Source organism: Flavisolibacter ginsengiterrae DSM 18136, from assembly GCF_059568575.1.
Window position 1 is genome coordinate 162,536 of record NZ_JCANTR010000002.1, and the last position, 21,986, is coordinate 184,521.

Consider the following 21,986-nt stretch of genomic DNA (forward strand, 5'->3'; position numbering starts at 1 on the left):
CTCATTTTGACATCATTGCTTGCAAGCATTGCTTGCTTTATTGATCAGTATTTTTTCACTAATAACTATTCAATATGAAAAAGCAATCGATGCCTCTAACCACGAAAGCCTTCAACTTTTCACGCTTTCGCTTGCGCCCTTTGGCTGTTGCAGTTCTTTTATTAATAGGTACACAAGGCGTTAAAGCTCAAACCCAAACCAGTTTGGCCAACGAACCTGTTGTCCATTACCTGGGTAAGATAAACGGTCAACCTGTTTTGAAAGTAATGTTTGAGAACCAGCAGGGGCAATCTTACGACCTTGACATTAAAGACCCGGAAGGAACGGTGATTTATTCAGACAGGTTCAGTAACCGGAATTTTACCAGATTATTCCAGGTAGCACAGGAAGAACCCGGTGATATGAAACTGACCTTTACCTTCTCAAGTGGTAAAATAAAACATGCCCAGGTAATAGAGATCAGTAAAAAGAACTATGTAAAAGAAGACGTATTTATTTCTAAACTGTAACCAGTTTTACAGTTGTATGAATTTCTGCTAAATGCCCTCTTAAAAATTATTACACGCACATGAGAGAACAAGTAGCCGGTGATCATTGATCACTGGCTGCTTTATTTCACCTAAACAAAGTTTCACTTATACTGAACGGAAATTGATAACTGAACAAAAAATACTGCTTACGCCAGGGCAGGCATGCAGGTACAACGAATAATGATCTGTCGTTCCGATGTTACTTAATGCAAAAAGATTACAGAGTTAAGTTTACACCCGGAATATAAATGTTACGTTTGACCTGCCAGTGGTATTACTATAGCGCGGATTTATTACCAGGAAAATAGGCAAGTAATCAATGAAGCGCCGAACTAGCGGTCCGGCATGACCGAATTATCATTGTGGGAGATAGATAAAAAAAGGGTAAGCCATTGACCTACCCTATCGTATTAATTTAAGCTACTTTCATCTCCTGGGCAGTTGCGGGCATTTCCACCTGTGCCGATTTCACCGTTTTCACTATTTGTGCAGCCACTTTATAAGGATCTGCCGAACTATTAGGGCGGCGGTCTTCCAGCCATCCCTTCCATCCCCGCTCAACAGAGCCAATAGGAATACGGATAGAGGCTCCCCTGTCGGAGATACCATATTTAAATTCATTGATGGCGGCAGTTTCATGTTTACCCGTCAGTCGCAAATGGTTGTCATGGCCATACACAGCAATATGTTCTTCCACCACCGGGCGGAAGGCTTCACAGATCTGTTCAAACACTTCGCGTTTGCCACAGGTTCTAAGCACAGAATTAGAAAAGTTGGCATGCATGCCGCTACCATTCCAGTCCAGGTTGCCCAATGGCTTACAATGCCAGTTGATGGCAATGCCATATTTTTCACCAATCCTTTCCAGTAAATACCGAGCCACCCAAACCTGGTCTCCTGCCTCTTTTGCTCCCTTTGCGAAGATCTGGAACTCCCACTGACCGGTTGCAACTTCGGCATTGATACCTTCCACATTCAATCCTGCTTCCAGGCAGGCATCCAGGTGCTCCTCTACCATGGGACGTCCATAGGCATTTTGTGCACCTACTGAACAATAATAAGGGCCCTGGGGACGAGGGAAACCACCTTCAGGGAAACCAACAGGCTTATCTGTGTTCACATTCCAGAGAAAATATTCCTGCTCAAAACCAAACCAGAAATCATTATCATCATCGTTGATCAAAGCCCTGCCATTACTGATATGTGCCGTTCCATCAGGATTCAATACCTCGCACATGACCAGGTATCCATTTTTTCGCTGGGGATCCTTAGCTATAAATACAGGTTGTAGTAAACAATCAGATGAGCCACCAGGCGCCTGCTCTGTGGAAGAACCATCAAAACACCAGAGCGGACAATCTTCCAGCTTACCTGAAAAATCTTTTTCAATCTTAGTTTTGCTGCGAAGGCTTTGAACAGGTTTGTAGCCATCCAGCCATATGTACTCTAATTTAGCAGTTGCCATTTTCTATGATTTTATATTAAAAAATGAATTTTGGACGGAATGAAGTGCCGTACCTCTTGCCCTATCTATACACATTGGGACTAAGCTGATTGCCAATGCTTCTTACCCATTCATAAAAAAGGTATTGCCATAAATTTCCCTTTGACAAGAAAAGCAAGCAATACCTTTTTTGAATGTCACTTCAGGATTAAAAATAGGTAAATTCAGAACTAATGCAAACATATTTTTAAATAATATGTGTGTATTGTGGTGATAAATGCAATGTTTTTAAATAAATGCGGACTCGAAATCCAGTTTAATCATTAGAAATACGATTGTAAATAATTAATCATTCTATATATAACATATTATAATTGTTATTATACGTTTTAATAGGGCCAAAATCCTAATACCGTATTATGAAAATCTCACCGGTGTAAACTATAATTTTTACAATACGAGGAGGAAAAAAAGAAAGGTTTTAAAAAACGAGATTAATGCAGGGGGTGCTTCTTTTTATATTCCCTGATCATTTCAAAAATGAATAGGATCATTCCAGCACCTATCATACTGTATCCGATCATTTTGATATCACCCAAAAAAATTCCTAAGGTTATCAGGGCCAGGGCAGCAAGCGCGGCAGGAGTAATTCTTTTTTCTGTGTTCTTTTTTATATAGCCGATCGAATGTACCAGGGCAAAAACCCCGATCAAAATCGCCATAAATATAAAGGTTGCTTATTTTTTTGTATTGATCCTGGCACTCTAAAGGTAAACGGAAACACCGGGCTGTGGGAAGAAAATTGTAAAGCCATTATCTACGTTAACTGTAGAGTCGAACCCTCCTATCCTTCCATCTTCGTCAGGTTGAACAGTATAGGATCGGAACATTCAAGATAAAAAAATCGGGTATTGATCTGGAACTTACTGCATTATTTTTTTGTACTTGAGTTTTACAAATAAGCAAAAAACAATATCAAATTTTAAAACACAGAAGTGATTATTTGAACATCGGAATCTGCGAATGCTTTTGATCTTTGTTGTTGCACAAGAAGCTTGACTTTAGATTTCCCTTGTTTTGACAAAGCAGTAGCCAACCCCGTAAGTGACCATCCATTTTTTGGATTTATTTTCAGATCTTCTGTATATTCTTTTTCTGCCTCGGCATACCTTCCCGCTTTTAAAAGCACATTACCCAGGTATTGCCTTGCCGGATGCACCCAATCTTTTGGCTCATTGTATTGCATACTATCTTCCTGCACCACTGCATTCCTTAAAAACCTAACTGCTTCCGGATAACTATGTTGCTCTTCTGCTATTACGCCCTGTAAAATGCTTAAAGCTAATGAACCCCCGACAATCCCGGAATTGGAATAGGAAGGAGCAGGTGCCTTCATTTGGTCATTCTTTATATATGTTTCCATAGCTGACATTTCCTTTCTTGCATTGACAAAATCGTGCTTCCGGGCATAAGCCAATCCTCTACCATAATGCCAGAGCAAGCTGGCATAAACATGAGTTGAAGGTACCCTGGCAGTGTTCAATATTTCATTCCATTTTCCAAAACGAATGAGCGTTAAGTAGGGTGTCATATAAATATATTGCATGTAGATCCCTGTAAAATCAGGCAATCCCTGCCAACTGCTATCAAAACTATTTCTGCAGTCAATAGAAGCGGTTAGGGCTTCCTTATATTTCCCGCTCATGTTGGAACATGTAGCCTGCATATGAAGGTTATGCACCAGGTATAGGGCGGCGTTATTGGTAACCAACGCAAATTTGCCCGCGTAATCGTAATAGCTTTTTACTGCTTGTTTGTTCACATTTTCACCCTGGCTATAATAACCTGAACGTATATAAATATGCGAAGGCATATGTACTACATGCGAAACTCCAGGCATTAGACCAGGCAGTTTCCTGGCTATAGCAATACCCTTTTGGGGATGTGCAGAAGCTTCAATAGCATGAATATAGTAATGCGAAGCCCCGGGATGGTTGGGGTATTTTCTTAAGAGCTTTTCGAGAGCATTTACAATTTCCGGCGTCCAGGGTTTTGGTTGATAGTCTTTTCCGTAAAGATCCCAGGGATGCTGGACCATCAAAGCATCCACATATAGGGCAGCTGCATCTGCACTTTTCGGAAAGCTTTGGTATACCTCTTTCATTGCATTGGCGTATAATTGGTTTAAATGTTCCCTGGTATCAGTAGAGTCCAAAGAATAACGTACCAGCATGGCATTGATTAATGCCTTTTCTACATCCGTACAGGCAGTGCTAAGGTTTTTTGCATTCTGTATGGCAGATATGGCACCAGGAGACGCACTATAACCAAAATCATTAATGTTGGGTCCATATGCCAAAGCCTTTCCCCAATAACCCATGGCAAAATTGCTGTCGAACCGGGTTGATTTTTCAAAGGATGCCAAAGCTTCTATGATGTGAAAACCATAGTACATATTAATGCCCTGTTCAAAGTAAATTCCTGAACTATCATTTGAAGTTGTAACAGGCATGTAATACTTGCCCCAGCCATCCAATAATGGTATGGTGTTAGCGCTATCCTGGAGATCTATCCCATCCCGGTTGACACTGCAGCCTATCGAAAACTGTTTCTTATAAGCCAACAGCCTATTTTGTGTTTCATCACTCAATTTCTGAGATGTGTTATTATATAAATATGCGTAGCCGGCCGCAATGGATATGCCTAGAATAAATAGAAAGATGACCTTCATGATAAAAATTTGATGTCTATTCCAAGGGGAGAATTAAAACAGGCTCACAAAAATTAGCCTGTACTGCAGAATGATAACTAAAGTTAATCGATTATCTATATTGTAAAGAAAGATTAATTGTGGGCATTAGTAAAGGCTACGATATTGAGCATAACTAATGATTAGACATCAAAGAATTACCTCCTTGCTAATTGTAAATTATGGATAAAAACTTTTTAAGGTTTACCTTATCCCGGTTGAAACTAAATGGTTGATTCGCATTTCCATCAGTTCGCGAATTGAATAAAATTTCATGGTCTGAAAAAACAATTGTAATTATTTCTCCCCATGATGTTAAGGATAAGCTTGTATTAGCAGTAATAAAATGCTCACCTGTTTCCTTAACTGCCCACCCCAGGTTTTCCAAATAATATAATAGCTTTTCTTTTTGTTTGTCATGAAAAGGAATACTATAGAATAGCTTTTCTTTTTCAATTCTTTTAATGCTATAGTAACCCAAAAATAAGCCGAAGATCAACATTATAATAAACAGAGGAATTGCGCTAAATATATCCTTTGCATATAATTCATATGGATGTATCATTCCTTTAGCAACTACAATTATAGGAACCAGAATAAAGAATAATGGAGCTGCCATGATAAAGTAACGATCCCAAAAGTCAGCCCAGGAGAAAGGCCATTTATGATTAAGAGTTATGTAGTCAATTGTATCTTCAGTCATGTAATAAAATAATTAAAAGCTAATATGAATCCTAATAGCTTATTCACCTTTATAATAAATGACAGTGATTAAAAGTTTACAGAATATACTATTCCTGTTCTTTTATTATTAGATTCATTATTTGCCTTTTGCCGGGTATAACATTCTTAAGGCATTATATACAGCCTGGTGCATGATCGTTGCATGATCTTCCTGAGGTAAATAATCGAAATAAACATTTATAGATTTACTTTTTGAGGCCCTTATTTTTTCAGCCAGGAGATTGGCATCTACTTCCATCACGCGGGGCGGGTCTGTATACGTTAATCCCTCTTTTCCTACGCCTATATAAACATCAGTAGTATGGGAATATGCTTCCTGCAATACTGCAGACTGCAGGTTCAATAAGGAGCCATTGTCCCACCATAAGCTGGGGCTTACAATAATGTATTTACTGAACAGGGCCGGCTTCTTCAATAAAATTTCCGTTGCCAGCAAGCCACCCAGTGATTGCCCAATAATGGTTTTGGACGAGTTAACCTTATACCGGCTCTCTATATAAGGCTGCAATTCCTTTTCAATGAAAGCAATGAACTTATCTGAATGTCCCGTGGTTGGATATTTCTTTTGATCCTTTTCAATAGTTGTGGGATACGTGAAATCCCTCCTCCTGTCCACTGTGGCAATACCTACAATAATCGATTTAGGCACCCTGTTGATCCATTCAAAACTATTGAACTGGTAGAGGCCTGCTATATGAATAAAGTCTTCGTCTGCAGATCCATCCAGTAAATAGGTGACTGCGTATGTAGTTGTATCGTTTTTATTAAACCCTGGTGGCAGATAAATGTTTATGATTCTCTCCTCCCCCAGAATCTGCGATTGGAGTTTGTCAATCATGCCGAGAACAAATGGTTTGAGGCCATCTTGTGGTACAGTGTGTTTATTTTGGGCAGGTTTTTTATCCTGGGCAAAAAGCTGGATTGTGAAAAAAGTTAAGAAAATAAATGTCAGGGTCTTCATTGTGTTTTTTGTTGTTGGTGTTACCAGCATAAATTATATCCTACTATTAACCTCTTCCAGTAGTTTACTGATACAACCATGCTTTTTTCCAAAATTAACAGGAAGTGAATTCAACAAAATAGGGAATTATTGTTAAAAGGATAAGTCATTTCACAAGAAGCATCTCTTTCCGGCACTTCATATATTCTAACTTTAATGATCATACTGTTTAAGCAGCTATTGGCTTTAAAAATGGCCCCTATATACTCGCATCCCTGGAAAGAAAGATTTGGAAAGTCATTGGCTTTAATGTAGCTTCCTGATTCTATCTACCCTCCTACAGTCTTACCCTTTCCTGAAGCAATTTCGTTTAAACTTACCCGCTTTACTTAGAGCAATTTATTTTTTCATCTAAAAATTTAAACCGATGTTAGTCATTGCACATCACAACATCAGCGACCCTGAAGGTTTCTGGTCCAAAGCTCAGGAAGTAACAAAAAATTTGCCTGCAAACTTAAAAGTGGTTGGAGTTTTTCCTTCTAAGGATGCCAAAACGGGTACCTGCCTCTGGGAAGCCGATAATGCCCAGGAAGTGCAACAATTTCTTGATGAGTATGCAGGTCAATATGCTACAAACTTCTGTTATGAATTGGATGTGGAGAAATCAATGGGCCTGCCCAAGATTCAATTAGAAGAAGTTCATACCAGTTAAAACCTTGAAGCTTCTGAAGTAGCAGGCATTGTACCTATTATGCCTGCTTTTTTATTATGCTATCAAACCGCTGAACCATTTTATTCCCGGCATTTTCCCACTGTGAATATTTTTATAACGAATTGCCTTTGACCAGTATGGAATACTGGCTCTTTTAATTTGCTCTGTTGAAAAAAAGGCGCCATTAATCGGCGCCTTTAGATTCTAAGTATTTATTCAACTGCTATTATTCAAACTTAGCAGCCTTCAGTGGCTAATTTTTTACCATCTTGGAAAAATCTCCATAAAGACCTTCATCGATAATTTTTCCTGCACTGTTAAAGCTATCGAACTGAACAAAATCAATCTTTACAACAGCTCCGGTTTTCTTTGAAGTTCCAGACCACTGCCACCATGATTGAACATATTTTTGATCCTTATCTTTATAATGCAAATAATCCGGGTAGCCAACCGTCGTTAACTTAATGTCTGAATAGTAATCAAAATCAGTCATCCATTCTTTAAAAGCCTCAGCTATTGGAATAGGCTTTTCCATTCCTGATACCCAAAATTTAGCCGTATCTGAATAAAGGCCTGTAATGGTGGTAACATCTTTGACCAGGTAAGCTTTTACTGATTTATTGACAACGTCAATGTAGGGATGTGTAATGTAAATGATTCCATTTTCTTTCGGTGATTGTGAAAACCCCACCGTCCCGATAATGGAAAGAATGATCATTAAGCTAAGCTTTCTCATAATTGTTAGTATTTAGTAGGTGATAATTACTTTAATATACGCTCCAGTAGGACGGAAAACATGAGTGGGTAAAGAGTAATAAACGGCGTTGATTTCTCCTTAAAAACTATAATAGCTGTCAATAAAAAAATAGAAGGGTATCAGGTTCAAAGCAAGAAAGCAAACAATAAAAATTGTGTCTTATTGAAAATACGCAATTAAACTGTAAAGTGGAAAATCAATTTTAACTGTTTCTCCAGCAATCGGGAATAAGTTTTTATGATACATGCCTACAAAAAGAATTTTGCAGCTCTTTTTTCTTTATCCTGGCGTCAGTTACAAATACCCTTTCTTTTTAGAATTCAATAATAAAGCCAATGGAAGGTGTAACAGATGCATCGCTGTTATCCAGGCGTACTGGTATAGCATTACTGCCATCGACCTTAATAGCCTGGCCATCGGTGGTTACAAAAGCCGTGTTATCTTCATTGCGCTTAAATGTATAACTATCTGGTTGCGGGCTTTTGGCCAGGTACCAGTTGGTCACATCTAAAAACAGGTCGATGGTTGCCCGGCTAAAGTTCCATTTCTTATCTATGCGGATATCACTTGAATTGAAGCTGGTGAGTCTCAAAGTATTCAGTTTGGAATAATCCAAAATACCCTGCCCGCGTGATAGGTAATTTAGCTTCGATACCTGTTCATCAAAAGGCGTATAGGGCGCACCACCCTGGTAACGGAACTTTAACCCTAATTCCCAATTGCGCGGCAGCTTGTATCCCATAGTGGCACTCAGGAGATGCCGGTTATCCCAACTGCTGGGAATAAAACTATGACTGCTGCCACTGTATTCCGAGCGGTAAAAAGTATAGGAAAGAATACCAAAAAACCGGCTGGTTAGCTTTTGTTGGGCAAACAATTCAAAGCCGTAGGCACGTCCCCTGCCATTGGTGGTAACTGCTTCATTGCCTAGCACATCAAAATCAGATCCCAGGTTGGAAAGCGAAATCCCGTTGCGAACGGATACCGGCACATGGTCGTATTTCTTATAAAAAGCTTCTGCTGTAAAGCGAAGAGCACTGGAAGGCAAAAACTCCAAACCCGCAACATAGTGTTCACTGCGCAGGTAATTGCTGGATTTATTAACCAGTACACCATTGTTATCAGCAAAACCTAAGATCGTATAGGGCGGTAATTTATAATAGCGGCCTATGGAGGCATTGGCGGTCCATTTTTCAGCCAGCACATAACTAAAAGCCACACGGGGTGATAGTGTCTGAAAAGGATTGTCGCCACCGGATGTGAAGGTATTCATATCAGTACGAATACCTGCGCTTATGCCCATCCGTGAGTCAAAAAAACGGCGGCTGACCTGCGCAAAGCCACCAAGGCGCCAGAAACTTTTAAGTGGGCTATCAAAGATCAAACTTTCCCCAGGTTGTATGACGGTGCCATTCTGGTCTTTCAGTTCACGACGGATCACATTAAAGGTGTTGTTGCTATATTCCGCCAATTGCGCCGATGCCCCATAGGCCCACTTCCATCCATTGCGGTATTTGTTGACATCAATGCGCAACTTATTTTCTGTTTCCTGCGACAGGTAAGCCAGGGTTTGTTCGTCCGCCAACCTGGTTTCATTGTCCTGGTATTGCTGTATATCGTTGTTGAATGTATTACGGCTCAGGGCTATATTCAGAAATCCATCTTTCAATAATCTTCTCAAATTAAAGCCTGCCGTATAGTTCCACTGGTTGATAAAAGGATTAGAATTCAGTACATATAATTTTTCAGGCGTGGCATCCTTTATTTTGGCAAAACTAAATTCATCAATAGCTCCAAGGCCGATAAACGAAAGCGTGGTTTTGTCGTTTAGCTGGTGCGTTACCTTGGTTTGGAAATCCCAATAGTTGGGCCGGATGGGCAGGTCAATAACGGAAAATAACAACTGTAGGTAAGAGCGTCTTGCAGATGCCAGGAAGGTTGTTTTTTTATTGTGTGACAAGGGGCCTTCCAGTGTAGCCGAAAGATCAGTAGCACTCAGGCGCACATTGCCTTGTACCCTATTTGGATTACCCGTGCGTTGCCGAAACTGGAATACCGAACTCAGTGCATTATCATAACGTGCTTCAAAAGCAGAAGAACTGAGTTTTACATCTTCGATGAATGATACGTTCAATATGCCTTGCGGTCCACCTGAACTTCCCTGCGTTTGAAAATGGTTGATCACTGGGATCTCGATACCATCCAGATAAAATACATTTTCATTGGGTGCACCACCCCTGATAATAATATCGTTGCGAAAGCCACCCCCACCTATTCCGCCTCCCACTCCCGGCAATGTTTGTATGACCTTACTTATATCGAAGTTGCCACCAGGGTTGCTCCTGATCTCTTCTGTAGTTAGCCGTTGCACGATTAAAGGCGACTCAATAGTAGCTGAAACCGCTGTGCGCCGGGTGGAACGGATCACCACTTCAGAAAGTGATGTAACATCAGGTTCCATTTCGATAGCCAGGGATATTTCGTTACCTGCGCTGATAACCAGGTTGTAATAGGTTTGCGGCTTGTAACCAACTCCTGTAAACAACAGGTTATAGGTTTTCATATCCAGGTCTGTAAATCGAAAACTACCTGCCGTATCCGTTAAAGTGATTCTTCCAATATCCTGCAGCGCAACCGTAATGCCAGCCAGGGGCTTTTGCGTTGCACGGTCTACTACCGTACCAGACAATCGGCCATTGCCCTGGGCGCCTACTGCGATATAAAAGAATAAAAATGTAATAGCTAAAAGCAGCCGAAGCCTTTTTCCAATTGGGTAAAACATCACATGGATTTGCCTTATCAACAGATGAATGTGGGTTGATAAAAATTTTATTTCAAAAGGTAAACAATATTTACATAAACATACAAGGTGTGAAAAGGTTCAGGAGTGTATACCTATTAACAGGTTTTTATAACAAAGCAAGTACTACTTAATCCTATTTCAAATTTGGCTTGATAGCTGAAGTACCTGGAATACAACCTTAGATTTCAACTGCGATTATTTTTCCTTACTACAAAGGTTTCCCATCTGCATTATTTAAAACTTAATTGTTTGGCCATTTTTCTTAACGATGCCTTTAATTAAAATTTCACCGCACCGTAAACTGGTAGCAATTACTTGTCAGAACCACTTCCCGGGTTACAGCATCTATTACCTGAAAATGAATGTCAAATGTAGCACCGGTAGCTGCCGCTGAAAGATCACGCCATAATTGTACGGTTCCGGTGCCTTTATCATCGGTAGCAATTGTTTGTGGCTGTAGTCCTTTTCCCAAAGTAAGCCAGGTTGTGCTGCTACAATTGCCATCTAAATTAGTATCAACGGCACGTTGAAGCAGGTATTGATGGTTGGGATCTAAATCCCGCACCCAAACATCTAATGTTACAATTTTAGCTACGTTATTGTCCTGCCGGAATTTTACATGTCCAAAGCTATTGTCCGCACCCCGGAGAATGACTTCCAAATTAAAATTGGGATTGGCCGGAGTTGGTGCTTTTTCTTCATTGAGGGCAATTGTTTTTGATATCGTAGAATATGATTCTTCCTTAACCGAACTATTTTTTTGACAGCCAGGAACAATTAAAGAGATAGAAAGTGTCATTAATACACATAATAGAAAAGCAGTTGATGATTTTGTTTGCATAAGAAATCATTTAAAAAATTGATACAATTAAAACTTCTCATTAGAATGATTTCACAGTGCAAGGAGAAACAGGTAAGTATAAAAGAGGAGATGATTATCTAAGGGCGTGGAGTTCTGATACACAATATTACAGCAATTTCAAATCATTTGCTTAAGAAAATAGAATAATCTCAAATTAAAAGATTCAAATATTTACCGGTTTATTCTCTCAGTGTTCATCTCCTTCATAGATCCACATGGGTTCAGTATGCCCCGCACGCACAAATCCCATTTTACTGTAAAAATTAATCGCTTTTCCGTCTGCGGTTAACATTTGCATATGAAAATGCCCATACTTTTCCTGCATTCTTGCTACGATCATCTGGCCGATGCCCTTACCTTGATAGTCTGGATGAACAAGTAAGTGCGGGTAATAAACGACCAAATGACCATCTGAAATGGCGTTGCCAATACCCACTAATCTGTCTTTGTCCCATGCAGAAAACAGTGAATGAGAATTTATCAAAGCATTGTATAATTCAGTTGGTTTGTCCGCAGAACTCCATTTATTTGCCTTGTATAATTCAATGATTTCTTCGACTTTAAGATCCCTCCTATCTGAAATTGTAATTGTCATTGAATCCTTTAATACGCTCATTGTTTATTTTGTTGTTTTAAATCTCAAAGTTTAAACTCGCCTTCAAATGTTATGACAGCCTCTCCATAAATTAATACTTTGTCATTGATTAGTTCTGTTGTCATAATCCCGGTTCGTGAAGAGGATTGATATGCTTTAAATTTTGTTTTGCCGAGTTTTTTAGCCCAATATTTTGTAAGAAAGGTTTGTACACCACCAGTCACAGGATCTTCATTCGTGCCTGCCCATGGCCAAAAATACCGATAGTGAAAGTCGAAACTGGTATCATTGGATTTGGCTGTAACTAAAACGCCATTGATGCCACTATAGGAATTTATCAAAGCAACGAAATCAGGCTTCAAATCGGCAAGTTTATCAGTGTCACCTAATTCAATAAGAATGATCTTGTTTTTGGAGCTAAATCTGGTATCTGTTGCGTTTTCAATACCCAGGGCATTAAATACAGGTTCAGGAACAGTGATTGCAGTGGTATCATAGACTGGAAATTGCATCACGATCTTTCCATCAACCTGCTCAATATTTAATTCAATGTTTTCGCAGTTAATGAAATTGATTTTGTCCAGGGATGAAGTCTCAAATAGTATTTTTGATGCCGCTAATGTTGCATGCCCACATAACGGGATTTCCAGTTTTGGTGTATAAAATTTAATGCTATAATTATTCCCTGAAATGTATTTGATAAATGCCGTCTCTGAGAAACCAATTTCATTGGCAATGTTTTGCATTGTTTGACTCTCTACATCACTTTCTACAATGCATACAGCAGCAGGATTACCCTTAAATTTCTGATTGGTAAAAGAATCTACGAAATAAGTCTTCATGAATTCAGGTTTATGAAACCATAAACATAACCAACAATTGGTGTCTAAGTGTTGATTTTTTTCCGCTGTTTATCAAAAAAATAAAGCCAGGCTATTTACTTCCCCTGTGAGTATCCGGCTAGGGTGCCTGAATGTGACTCGCGGATACATTGATACATATTTTCCCGATTCAATCCTTCTAAATAATGTATCACTTTACAGTATCTATGGTTGTTCTTATAACAGAATAAACAGGAAGAATGAACTTCATTGTCTTTAGCTAACATCTAATTACCCTTTACAGCATTATCATGAATATATGAAAGCTTTTGTAGCAGCAGCTTTTCTACCCGGTGATAATAGTTACTACAAAATATTTTTATTCCATCGGCACCCATTCATCTATGATCTTTTCCCTTGGTTTGGTCAATATGGTTTGGACTCCTAATGATTTATTACCAGCCACCAGGTGGCCTGCAAAGCATATGGGGATCTTGTAATCTTTGGGAAATTCACCATTAAAGACTGCTTTCCAGTTGTAGTCATCCATATCATTGCTAAAAAACTCTTCAGCTTCCCCGTCAAGAGGTGCATCAATGACCAGCAGGAAATTTTCCTTCCCGGGTTTTGGAGGCTTTTCTCTTTTCTGTGCCTTGCGGGCGTCTGCTTCCCTGATCATGCCGGGCAGGTACAACTCCAGGTCTTCAGGCAAAATGGGTATGCAATGCAGGGAAGCCAACAAATCATACAATGACCGGATCACCTGATCATCTTCTATTCCCTGGTTTTTAAAAGCTATAGCTTTTTTCTTACAAAGGTTATATAGCGTATTACACTTCCGGTTGGTATATACATAGCGGTAAATAAGTGAAGCCAGTGTATTGGCCCTTCCAAAAAATCCGGAAGTTCTCCTGGGACCTTCAAAGGCAGGATCTGAATTAAAACGATCAGTGTCCACACCGGGTTTGGTGCGGAGCCGGTATTCCCCTTCGGAGCGGTAAAAATTTAAATTGCCATCAATGGTGCCAATACCTTTAATAGAACCTACTTGTTTTGGCATAGGTGTACGAATTTGTTTGTTAATTGGCAAATTACTAAAATTTTTAGTACCTGAAAATCGATCTCCCTATTTTATTTATCCACAGCAGGCAAATCAACTATCCATAGGGTGAGCTGGTGCATAGCTACTCCCTGGCTACTTCCGGACTACTCCCTATTTCCGGTATAGATACTCCGTGCGAACACGGAGTATCTATACCGTTGCTATACTGTAGATAGGGCGCAGGTAGGGAGTAGATCTAAGATTTATGGGATTAAAAGGATTATTGAGGAGGAAGGGCATATCGAACAGGTGAACAAGGATTATCGAATGACGAAGGTTTAGGTCGTGAGGCTTTATTACAGCAGACAGCTTTAAGGATTTAGAAATTTTCAATTTTCAACGCTCAATGCTCAATTTTCAAGGGAGAGAAAAATAAGATTTTGGGTATTGAAGTCATTATTTAGGAGAAAGAAATATTAAATGAAAATGTAGTTCAGTATAGAGTTTCTTTATTTTATTCCTGGAAGATCCACCGCTATTTTATTTCTGCTTTTTATCGACAGCATGATGAAATAGATTACGCTTATGATGACAATGAAAATAAGGGTTGAAAGAATTTCCCAAAAGCTTAAACTGGTTAGTAACCCCACGATCGTAGCAATCCCGATAAAAGGTATGGTCAACCCAAATGGGATAATAAATATATTTTCTGTATTACCAGCTTTCTTCCTTCTCATTTCAATGGTGGATAAAATAACTGCCAGGTAGATAAACAATATGGCTGCACTGGCCATGATGGCTAATTGTTTAAATCCACCGGAAACTGAAAAAATAAAGATCAATGTACCGTAAGTTATCACTGCCAGGTAGGGAGTGGCAAACCGGGGATGAACCTTGCCGAGAAATTTGGGAAAAGTTCCGTCATTGGCACCCGCAAAAAGTGACCGGGGAGTGGCAAGCACGTCGGCACCAACAGCGCCAAAACAGGAAATTGCCGCTGTAACCAGTAGTAAGGTTGCGCCCAGGGGTCCGGCAATTTTTTGGGCCACCGCTGCCAATGGGGCATCTTTAAAAGTTCCAATATCTCCACCCAGGATCCCCTGCGTAACCATTTGCAATAACATGTAAACGATCAATATCATGATCCCCCCTAATAAAATCCCCATAGGAATGGTTCGTTTGGGATTTTTAAGTTCACCACTCACCCCTAGTGATGTTTCAAAACCTGCAAAGGCAAAAAATAAAATGAATACAGTATGGCTAAAGGTTGGCAGGGCAGGCACCCGTTCCCAAAACAAATTGTCAACTTTTACCAGCTTAAGGCCAAAAACTATAATACAGAGTAAGGGCAATAATTTAATGACAGTAATGATTTTTACGAACCCAATGCCTTGTTTTGTACCACGCACATTTACAAGGATCATAAAACTTATCAGGATAAAAAAGAAAACAATACGGATACCGGGGTTTACAAAAATTGGAAATAACAGGACCAATGAATCAGCAATGATATTCATCAATGCAGCACTTCCTAAAATGCCCCAGCCAAAAAAATAGAGCCAGTTGATTATATAACCGGGAAACTTGCCAAATGCAGCTTCTACGTATGCATAGGATCCCCCGCTTGAGGTAATACGTGTTCCAATCTCTGCATAACACAGCATAATGGCAGCCATCATAATGCTGCAGAATAGATACCCGAATACGGCAAAAGCTCCCAATTCAACTCCAACGATCCCGGGCAAAACAAAAATGCCCGCACCCAGGGTACCATTAACAATTGCAAGGGCCAGTCCGCCGATACCAATTACACGTTTTAATCCTTCCTTAGATGGGGCAATTGGCATATGAGTCTGGTATTACCTATTAAGATAGGCAAGTAAAAGCATAAAACCAGTCATAACTTCAGACGCATATCAATCAATTGTTCTGAAAATATCTTACTGCAGAGATACTTTTTCTTCAGGCAACCAGGCCACGGGCAATACTTAATTGTTCCCGGAGCTTAAAGGGATGGACATTGAGAATAATGGCTGCTTCCAAATCATTAAAGCCTATGATATCCACTAATAAATAGATGGTCCATACTGGCAAGCTCATAGGTCTTGTTTTATGGAAAGTTAAAGACTTTGGAAAAGGTTTCAGTGCCTGTTCCGGGTTGCCGGGAACTGGTTTTGCCAGGAACATATCCCGGCTTACCAGGAACACACATTGACGGACAATTTGCTTTGCGAGCCACAAACGTGGTGATATTTCTAAGTCATTGGACCATTCAGAAGAGAAAGAACACCTTACCTGTTGTAAGACCTGGCTGGACCCAGGTTCAGTAAAGCCAAATCCTGATGTTATCTCCTTAAATACATGCTGATTTTTCAGCCATACATCTTCAATAGCAATACACAGGTTATACATGACCGTTATTTAAAAGCTTGGAGATCAAGATATGTAATAGTATTTGTGCTGTCTTTAATTGACATTTCCATGGGCAATGTCAACCTGGATGACATGGAATGAAAACGATGATTTATAAACCAAAGGTTGACCCTATTCATTCTTCTTTCGTCTCCTATCCTACAATGATTTGAGGTATTCAATAATATCCCGCTTCTCGGCAGCAGTTAAACCAAGGGCGAAATGATCATTATAATGTTCGATCACATCAGCATAGGTGGCAAACCTGCCATCATGGTAAAACCCGCCTTTGGCTCTTGCAAATAATCCTCCCAGTGGTGTGGTTCTATATTTTCCTGTGGGTGACCGCATGGCTTCAAAATCATCTATTCCCAGTTCTGCACCGGTGTGCAGCATATTATCCGCCAGTAAGGGTGCTGCATGGCAGGTGTTGCATTTAGCTTTTGACATAAAGATCCCCTTGCCTCTTCCAGCCATTTGCAGGTCAAAACTTCCTGCTGGCGGTGTGGGTGCCTTTATGGAATGCTGGTAAGCCCTAAGTGCTGGTAGTTTGGAGGTGATCAGGTCGGGATTGTGGGTCACATTCCAAAATCCATTTTCAACTGCAATGGGATATTTTATGGGATAATTCAACCTGTCATCGTGAAAGTTTCCTTTACCATGCATTTCCAGGTTGGCTACAAATGCATTCCAGTAGCTGATATCTCCCCAACCGGTATAGGTAGTGAGGTCTATGCCTTTTAATCCAAAGGCTGCAGGAATTAAATTGGCAGCTACTTTTCCATCAGGTTTCAATGCCTTTCCATCCATGAACAAAACAGCGGCAAACTTTCCAGGTCCCCAGGCGCCCAATACCGAACGCAAAGTGGGTTCATCCACATGAAGCATGCTGGCTATGGGTTGCGCGTTATCAGTTAATGAAATTATAGTTCCTACATTGAGGTCCCTGTTAGGCCAGCCATCAAGCCGCTTGCCTATTCCGGGAGCAAAGGAATTATCTACCGTGGAATGACAGGAAGCGCAGGTAATACCTACCGATGTTAAATTACCCGAAGTATTAAAGCTTCCTTTAACGCCAACAACCGCGTTCAATTTTAAAAGCGCCACCGTGGTGGCAGGATCATCCAGGTTAATAGCCCCGGATTTTATAGCAGATACTACATCAGCAGGCAGCGCATCGGCATCTACTTTTAGTCCAACTGCAAGGGCTGTTTTTGGACTGACACCTCCACCATATCCGCCGTATTTAGCACCTATGATGGCTTTGTCCAAATGCAGCAATCCGCTCCAGAAATCCTCATCACCAAAAGTATCATGCCTGAAGATATCCTTTCCTTCGGCAATCAATGCCGGGTCATTATCCCTGTCCTTGTCTTTATTGTGATCATCTTTTCTGCATTGTGACAGGATGGTAATTGTCATCAATGAAACAATTACCATCATTTGATTTCTGTAGCGCATAGTTCTCAGTTTGATTTAATAAGCAATAGTGAGTGGATCCTATTCTATCATACAGGTCTTTCTCCTGCGATCAATCATCTCACCTGTATTCGTGCATAACAGGTAAAGACCATTACTTAAGAAATAGAGTGATTCCAACCTAAAAGGTTACAGAAAAAAGCAGGTTTTTTTAACAGTGTTGTTTTATTACAGGGAGATAACAAAAACGCTTATAAAGAGAGCTTCATAATAACTACAAGACCAGGAGTTATTATTTTACAGCAGTGGATGAACTAAACCTACACCAGAAAGCTAGCCCTGGTCATAGGTTTCTATCATGGTTTTAATTTCTTCAGCACTTGAATTCTTAAGGGTTTCAATATATAAATGTTTACCTATCATACCATGGTTGCCCTGGAAAACAAGGAAACAGGAGCCCTGGGGCATTTTATTGCCATACAAATCACTTTCCATAATAAATACTCTATCCAATGAAGGGTATTTGAATACACGGGCACCAAGGTCAACCTGGGCATTGAGAGGTTCAGTAGTCAATTGAAGTTTCAAAGTATGAATGGTTTCATCATTTATATTTTTTCCGGTACTATCTGTCATTTGTATAGTTTTTCAGTGTTTTATAAAGGTCACAATTATATAAGTGGTTTGCTTACAGCATTGCAGAAAAATGTTGCATTATTATTTGATTCATAGCTCCTGCATCTTTCATTATCTTCCAACTTTCCATTTAACCTTTTATTGCTGCGTATCACTAAAAAATAAGGCTACAAGGAAAGCTACATGTCCTCAGAAAATTGGAATACATTCACTTTCATGAAAAAGGTTCACCTGGTACTGGGTAGTGGTGGCGCAAGGGGCATTGCACATATAGGTGTCATAGATGTGCTGGAAGAAACAGGGCACGAGATCATCAGTATTACGGGCTGCTCGATGGGGGCAGTAGTTGGAGGGATGTATGCGGCTGGTTATCATAAAGCCTATAAGGAATGGATGCTGAGGCTTACCAAAACACTTCTTTTTAAAATATTGGACTTCACCCTTACCAGGCAGGGATTTTTAAAAGGGGAACGCCTTTTCAACCTGTTGCAAAAAGTGACAGGACACCAGCAAATTGAGCAATTGCATATTCCTTTTGTAGCTGTTGCCACAGATATGGTTCAAAACAAGGAAGTTTATTATCATTCAGGCGATCTGTATAGAGCGCTGCGTGCTTCCATTGCCATACCTGGTGTTTTTACCCCGGTGCTGGAAAACGGACAATTTTTGGTGGATGGCGGGGTTTTGAACCCCTTGCCCCTGAACCTTGTTAATAAGAAGGACGACGAGTACATTGTTGCTGTCAATGTAAATGGGGCTGCATCTCCCACTATGACCACACAGGAGGTAAAGCAGGAAGTGACCGCCTTATGGAAATGGCTCAACCCACTGATGCAAAAGGCCAGTAAACCCAGGGACCTGTTGCCCATTTCGGAATATTCATTAAGAGAGTTGCTTCTTTCTACCTATAATATGACCCAGGACCGCCTGACCTCCTTTTTGCTGAAGAACTATCCCCCTGATGTTTTAGTTGAAATACCCAGGAATAGTTGTTCCACCTTTGAATTCTACAAGGCGCAGTACATGATAGACCTCGGAAGGAATGCCTGCATCAATGCCATTGAAACAGGACCAACCACCTGATTGAAAACATACATTTTGTTGCCTGGTCCCCCTTTAAGCTTCAGTTTCAATAACTAATATCAGTGATTATCATAAAAAGGTCTGATGCAGGTCATCAATTTTGAGTTTTATATTTCACAGTTTTGTGCCGCGAATAGAGAAACATGTGAAAAACCTGGTTGCTATATCTCCTCTTCTTACTAACCTGGATCCATTTTTTGGAGATGGCCATGTTACACAACATGTCATCGTAAAAACAAGTAATCAATATATACCCCAATCAATTGTAAAAAATTCAACCATCATATAAATAGTTTATTATGAAAACGATCATGTTTTTTTTAATAATGAGTATTTTCTCTACAACTGCATTTTCGCAGGTAAAGGCATCTAAAAATGCCATATCACATCAAACTGTCCAGGGACTCAAATGCTGTAAAAAAACAGATGTGTCATCAAAAGAACAAGCTAAAACTGAAGTAATTAAAATATCCACCTGTCGCATGCACCCTGACGTTGTATTGGATAAGGATGGCAACTGTTATGAATGCACCAGGTCTATGTCTGCAAAGATCTATACCTGTCGCATGCACCCTGATGTTGTATTGGATAAGGATGGCAATTGTTATGAATGCGCCAAGTCAGCTTCTGCAAAAGGATTTTAATAATTGATCAAAAGATATGATCATCCAGGTTGCAGGTTTGCCTTCAACCAACAAACCTGTAACCTACTCCCGATTCTGTCAGTAAATAAACCGGCCTGTTAGGATCATCTTCAATTTTCTTTCTCAACTGGGCAATAAATACACGCAAATATTGTGATTGGTTGATATAACCGGGTCCCCAGATGGCCCGCAGCAAATACTGGTGAGTCAATACCTTGCCTTCATTGCGCACCAACAGAGCAAGCAGGCTGTATTCCGTCCCGGTAAGTTTCAGTAGCTCTCCTTTTTTCTTCACTGTCCTGTTGACAAGATCTACCTGCAGATCCCTGAATTGTTGGAATGGCTCTCCATCATCCAGGTTCAGGCTTCTGAGTGCCGACCTAATTCGGGCCAGCAATTCACCGGCCCGAAATGGCTTGGATAAATAATCATTGGCGCCATTATCCAATGCCCTGATAATGTCTTCTTCATTTTTCTGAACTGAAAGAATAATGACTGGCTTGGTGTACCAGTTCCGCAGTTTTTGCAACACCACATGCCCGCTTTCATCAGGCAGGCCAAGGTCGAGCAATATTAATTCAGGGGGATGATTGCCGGCCATGATCAATCCTTCTTTTGCATTGCTTGCCTGCCTGACCACGTAATTGTTGGTTTGCAAGGTTATCTCCAAAAGCCTGCGGATCTGAGGCTCATCATCAATGACCAATATTTCCTGCCTATTCATGTATATAATTAAAGGAACTCGTTTTTACCGGTATAAGAATGATAAACCTGGCACCTCCCATTACACTTTTTTCAAGACTTACATTACCTGACAGCGCTTCGGTGAATCCTTTTACAATGGAAAGGCCCAACCCTGATCCGGCTGTACCAGATTTTCTTACCCGGGAAAATTTATGAAAAACATCCTTGATCTCCTTTTCATTAAAACCCTTTCCATTGTCTTCCACTATCACTTCAAGCACATCGGCAGGACAGGTGGCAGATACCAGTATCTCGCTACCCGCTTCCGTATGAATGGCTGCATTATTTACCAGGTTATAGATCACCTGGTCCAGCATGCCTTTATCCACAGAACACAATGGCATATTTTGGTTGATGCTGATATCAATTTTCCTGTAAGGATTGTTCTCTTCCACTCTTTTTACAACATCATAGATCAATTCAACCACATCGGTCCAATCCTTTTTGGGTTGTATATGTCCTGACTCCAATCTTGATATATTCAGCAGGTTTTCTACCTGCTGGTTCAGGCGCAGCGAAGCCTTGGAGATCTCGGCTATAAGCATATCCCTGTTGGCCTGCGTCAGGTTGTTATTCAGTTGTAAATTGTCAGCTGCCCCTATAATGGCGGCAATGGGTGTTCGCAATTCATGTGAAAGGGAATTGAGCAAGGTATTATACAAGGCTACACTGTTGGCCCTTTCTTCTTTTAAATGGGAGGCCTTTTCCAGTTGCCTGATCTTGTAGGTAAGCACACCATTGATCAGTGCAATGACAAAATACATGACCAGGAGAATTTTATCTTCCGTAGTCTCCACATGAACCGTAAAACGAGGAGGTATAAAAAAATAACCCCAGATCAAGGCGCTCAAACTAGCCGCCAGCAATACCGGCAGGATGTCAAATGTAATGGCCAGGAACGATACGGTCAGTAACAACACCAGGGCGATAACACGGTATCCCATAAAATGCGAGAGCGCAAAACAAACCGCAGATACCAGGATTACAATAGCTGTACTGTATAGGTACTGCTTCCCTTTTTTTACTGTATGCATCAAATAGGTACTCAT

General features: G+C 40.3%; 21 protein-coding genes. 4 read left to right on the forward strand and 17 right to left on the reverse strand.

From position 1 onward, the window contains the following. The first annotated feature begins 74 nt into the window (after positions 1 to 74). Entirely contained in the window at positions 75 to 509 is a 435-nt protein-coding gene (locus tag BP74_RS02590; protein ID WP_496370773.1) for a hypothetical protein, read from the forward strand. A gap of 436 nt (positions 510 to 945) precedes the next feature. On the opposite strand, the gene BP74_RS02595 is transcribed toward BP74_RS02590, so the two are convergent. From BP74_RS02595 to BP74_RS02615, 5 genes are all read right to left on the reverse strand, one after another. Continuing rightward, on the reverse strand, positions 946 to 1,995 hold the full coding sequence (locus tag BP74_RS02595; protein ID WP_496370775.1) for a glutamine synthetase beta-grasp domain-containing protein: 1,050 nt from the start codon (positions 1,993 to 1,995) through the stop codon (positions 946 to 948). A 473-nt stretch (positions 1,996 to 2,468) separates the two neighbouring features. Continuing rightward, a complete protein-coding gene (locus BP74_RS02600) occupies positions 2,469 to 2,696 on the reverse strand; it encodes a hypothetical protein (RefSeq protein WP_496370777.1) in 228 nt (75 codons plus the stop codon). Positions 2,697 to 2,956: 260 nt separating this feature from the next. After that, positions 2,957 to 4,705, reverse strand: coding sequence for a tetratricopeptide repeat protein (locus BP74_RS02605; protein ID WP_496370779.1), 1,749 nt, complete (start codon positions 4,703 to 4,705; stop codon positions 2,957 to 2,959). Between the two features lie 187 nt (positions 4,706 to 4,892). Continuing rightward, positions 4,893 to 5,426: a hypothetical protein gene (locus BP74_RS02610; protein ID WP_496370781.1), complete on the reverse strand. Its 534-nt coding sequence runs from the start codon at positions 5,424 to 5,426 to the stop codon at positions 4,893 to 4,895. A 117-nt stretch (positions 5,427 to 5,543) separates the two neighbouring features. Further along, positions 5,544 to 6,305 carry an alpha/beta hydrolase gene (locus BP74_RS02615; RefSeq protein ID WP_496370783.1) on the reverse strand — a complete coding sequence of 254 codons (762 nt, stop codon included), beginning with the start codon at positions 6,303 to 6,305 and terminating at the stop codon, positions 5,544 to 5,546. Positions 6,306 to 6,834: 529 nt separating this feature from the next. On the opposite strand from BP74_RS02615, the gene BP74_RS02620 reads away from it, so the two are divergent. Continuing rightward, entirely contained in the window at positions 6,835 to 7,119 is a 285-nt protein-coding gene (locus BP74_RS02620; protein WP_496370785.1) for a hypothetical protein, read from the forward strand. A 253-nt stretch (positions 7,120 to 7,372) separates the two neighbouring features. Here the strand turns inward: BP74_RS02620 and BP74_RS02625 are convergent, their stop codons facing one another. From BP74_RS02625 to BP74_RS02670, 10 genes are all read right to left on the reverse strand, one after another. Beyond that, entirely contained in the window at positions 7,373 to 7,855 is a 483-nt protein-coding gene (locus BP74_RS02625) for a nuclear transport factor 2-like protein (protein WP_496370787.1), read from the reverse strand. A gap of 334 nt (positions 7,856 to 8,189) precedes the next feature. Further along, a complete protein-coding gene (locus tag BP74_RS02630; protein ID WP_496370789.1) occupies positions 8,190 to 10,658 on the reverse strand; it encodes a TonB-dependent receptor in 2,469 nt (822 codons plus the stop codon). A 307-nt stretch (positions 10,659 to 10,965) separates the two neighbouring features. Next, positions 10,966 to 11,520 carry a hypothetical protein gene (locus BP74_RS02635; protein WP_496370791.1) on the reverse strand — a complete coding sequence of 185 codons (555 nt, stop codon included), beginning with the start codon at positions 11,518 to 11,520 and terminating at the stop codon, positions 10,966 to 10,968. Between the two features lie 208 nt (positions 11,521 to 11,728). Then, positions 11,729 to 12,157 (reverse strand): GNAT family N-acetyltransferase, encoded by a 429-nt coding sequence (locus BP74_RS02640; protein ID WP_496370793.1) that lies wholly within the window; start codon positions 12,155 to 12,157, stop codon positions 11,729 to 11,731. 23 nt (positions 12,158 to 12,180) lie between these two features. After that, the gene (locus BP74_RS02645) at positions 12,181 to 12,978 is read right to left on the reverse strand and encodes a PhzF family phenazine biosynthesis protein (RefSeq protein ID WP_496370795.1); all 798 of its coding nucleotides are present in this window, start codon (positions 12,976 to 12,978) and stop codon (positions 12,181 to 12,183) included. A 358-nt stretch (positions 12,979 to 13,336) separates the two neighbouring features. After that, a complete protein-coding gene (locus BP74_RS02650; RefSeq protein WP_496370797.1) occupies positions 13,337 to 14,017 on the reverse strand; it encodes a hypothetical protein in 681 nt (226 codons plus the stop codon). Positions 14,018 to 14,508: 491 nt separating this feature from the next. Continuing rightward, positions 14,509 to 15,846, reverse strand: a complete 1,338-nt coding sequence (locus BP74_RS02655; RefSeq protein ID WP_496370799.1) for an APC family permease — start codon at positions 15,844 to 15,846, stop codon at positions 14,509 to 14,511. Between the two features lie 115 nt (positions 15,847 to 15,961). After that, positions 15,962 to 16,411, reverse strand: a complete 450-nt coding sequence (locus BP74_RS02660) for a hypothetical protein (protein ID WP_496370801.1) — start codon at positions 16,409 to 16,411, stop codon at positions 15,962 to 15,964. A gap of 159 nt (positions 16,412 to 16,570) precedes the next feature. Further along, positions 16,571 to 17,872 carry a hypothetical protein gene (locus tag BP74_RS02665; protein WP_496370803.1) on the reverse strand — a complete coding sequence of 434 codons (1,302 nt, stop codon included), beginning with the start codon at positions 17,870 to 17,872 and terminating at the stop codon, positions 16,571 to 16,573. 291 nt (positions 17,873 to 18,163) lie between these two features. After that, a complete protein-coding gene (locus BP74_RS02670; RefSeq protein ID WP_496370805.1) occupies positions 18,164 to 18,466 on the reverse strand; it encodes a hypothetical protein in 303 nt (100 codons plus the stop codon). Positions 18,467 to 18,682: 216 nt separating this feature from the next. Here BP74_RS02670 and BP74_RS02675 point away from each other — a divergent pair, with 216 nt between their 5' ends. Next, positions 18,683 to 19,549: a patatin-like phospholipase family protein gene (locus BP74_RS02675; RefSeq protein ID WP_496370807.1), complete on the forward strand. Its 867-nt coding sequence runs from the start codon at positions 18,683 to 18,685 to the stop codon at positions 19,547 to 19,549. A gap of 299 nt (positions 19,550 to 19,848) precedes the next feature. After that, positions 19,849 to 20,193, forward strand: a complete 345-nt coding sequence (locus tag BP74_RS02680; protein ID WP_496370809.1) for a hypothetical protein — start codon at positions 19,849 to 19,851, stop codon at positions 20,191 to 20,193. Between the two features lie 43 nt (positions 20,194 to 20,236). Here the strand turns inward: BP74_RS02680 and BP74_RS02685 are convergent, their stop codons facing one another. Together BP74_RS02685 and BP74_RS02690 are read right to left on the reverse strand one after the other, a co-directional pair. Further along, entirely contained in the window at positions 20,237 to 20,917 is a 681-nt protein-coding gene (locus BP74_RS02685) for a response regulator (protein WP_496370811.1), read from the reverse strand. After that, positions 20,910 to 21,986, reverse strand: coding sequence for a sensor histidine kinase (locus BP74_RS02690; protein WP_496370813.1), 1,077 nt, complete (start codon positions 21,984 to 21,986; stop codon positions 20,910 to 20,912). Before BP74_RS02690 ends, BP74_RS02685 begins: the two co-directional genes overlap by 8 nt.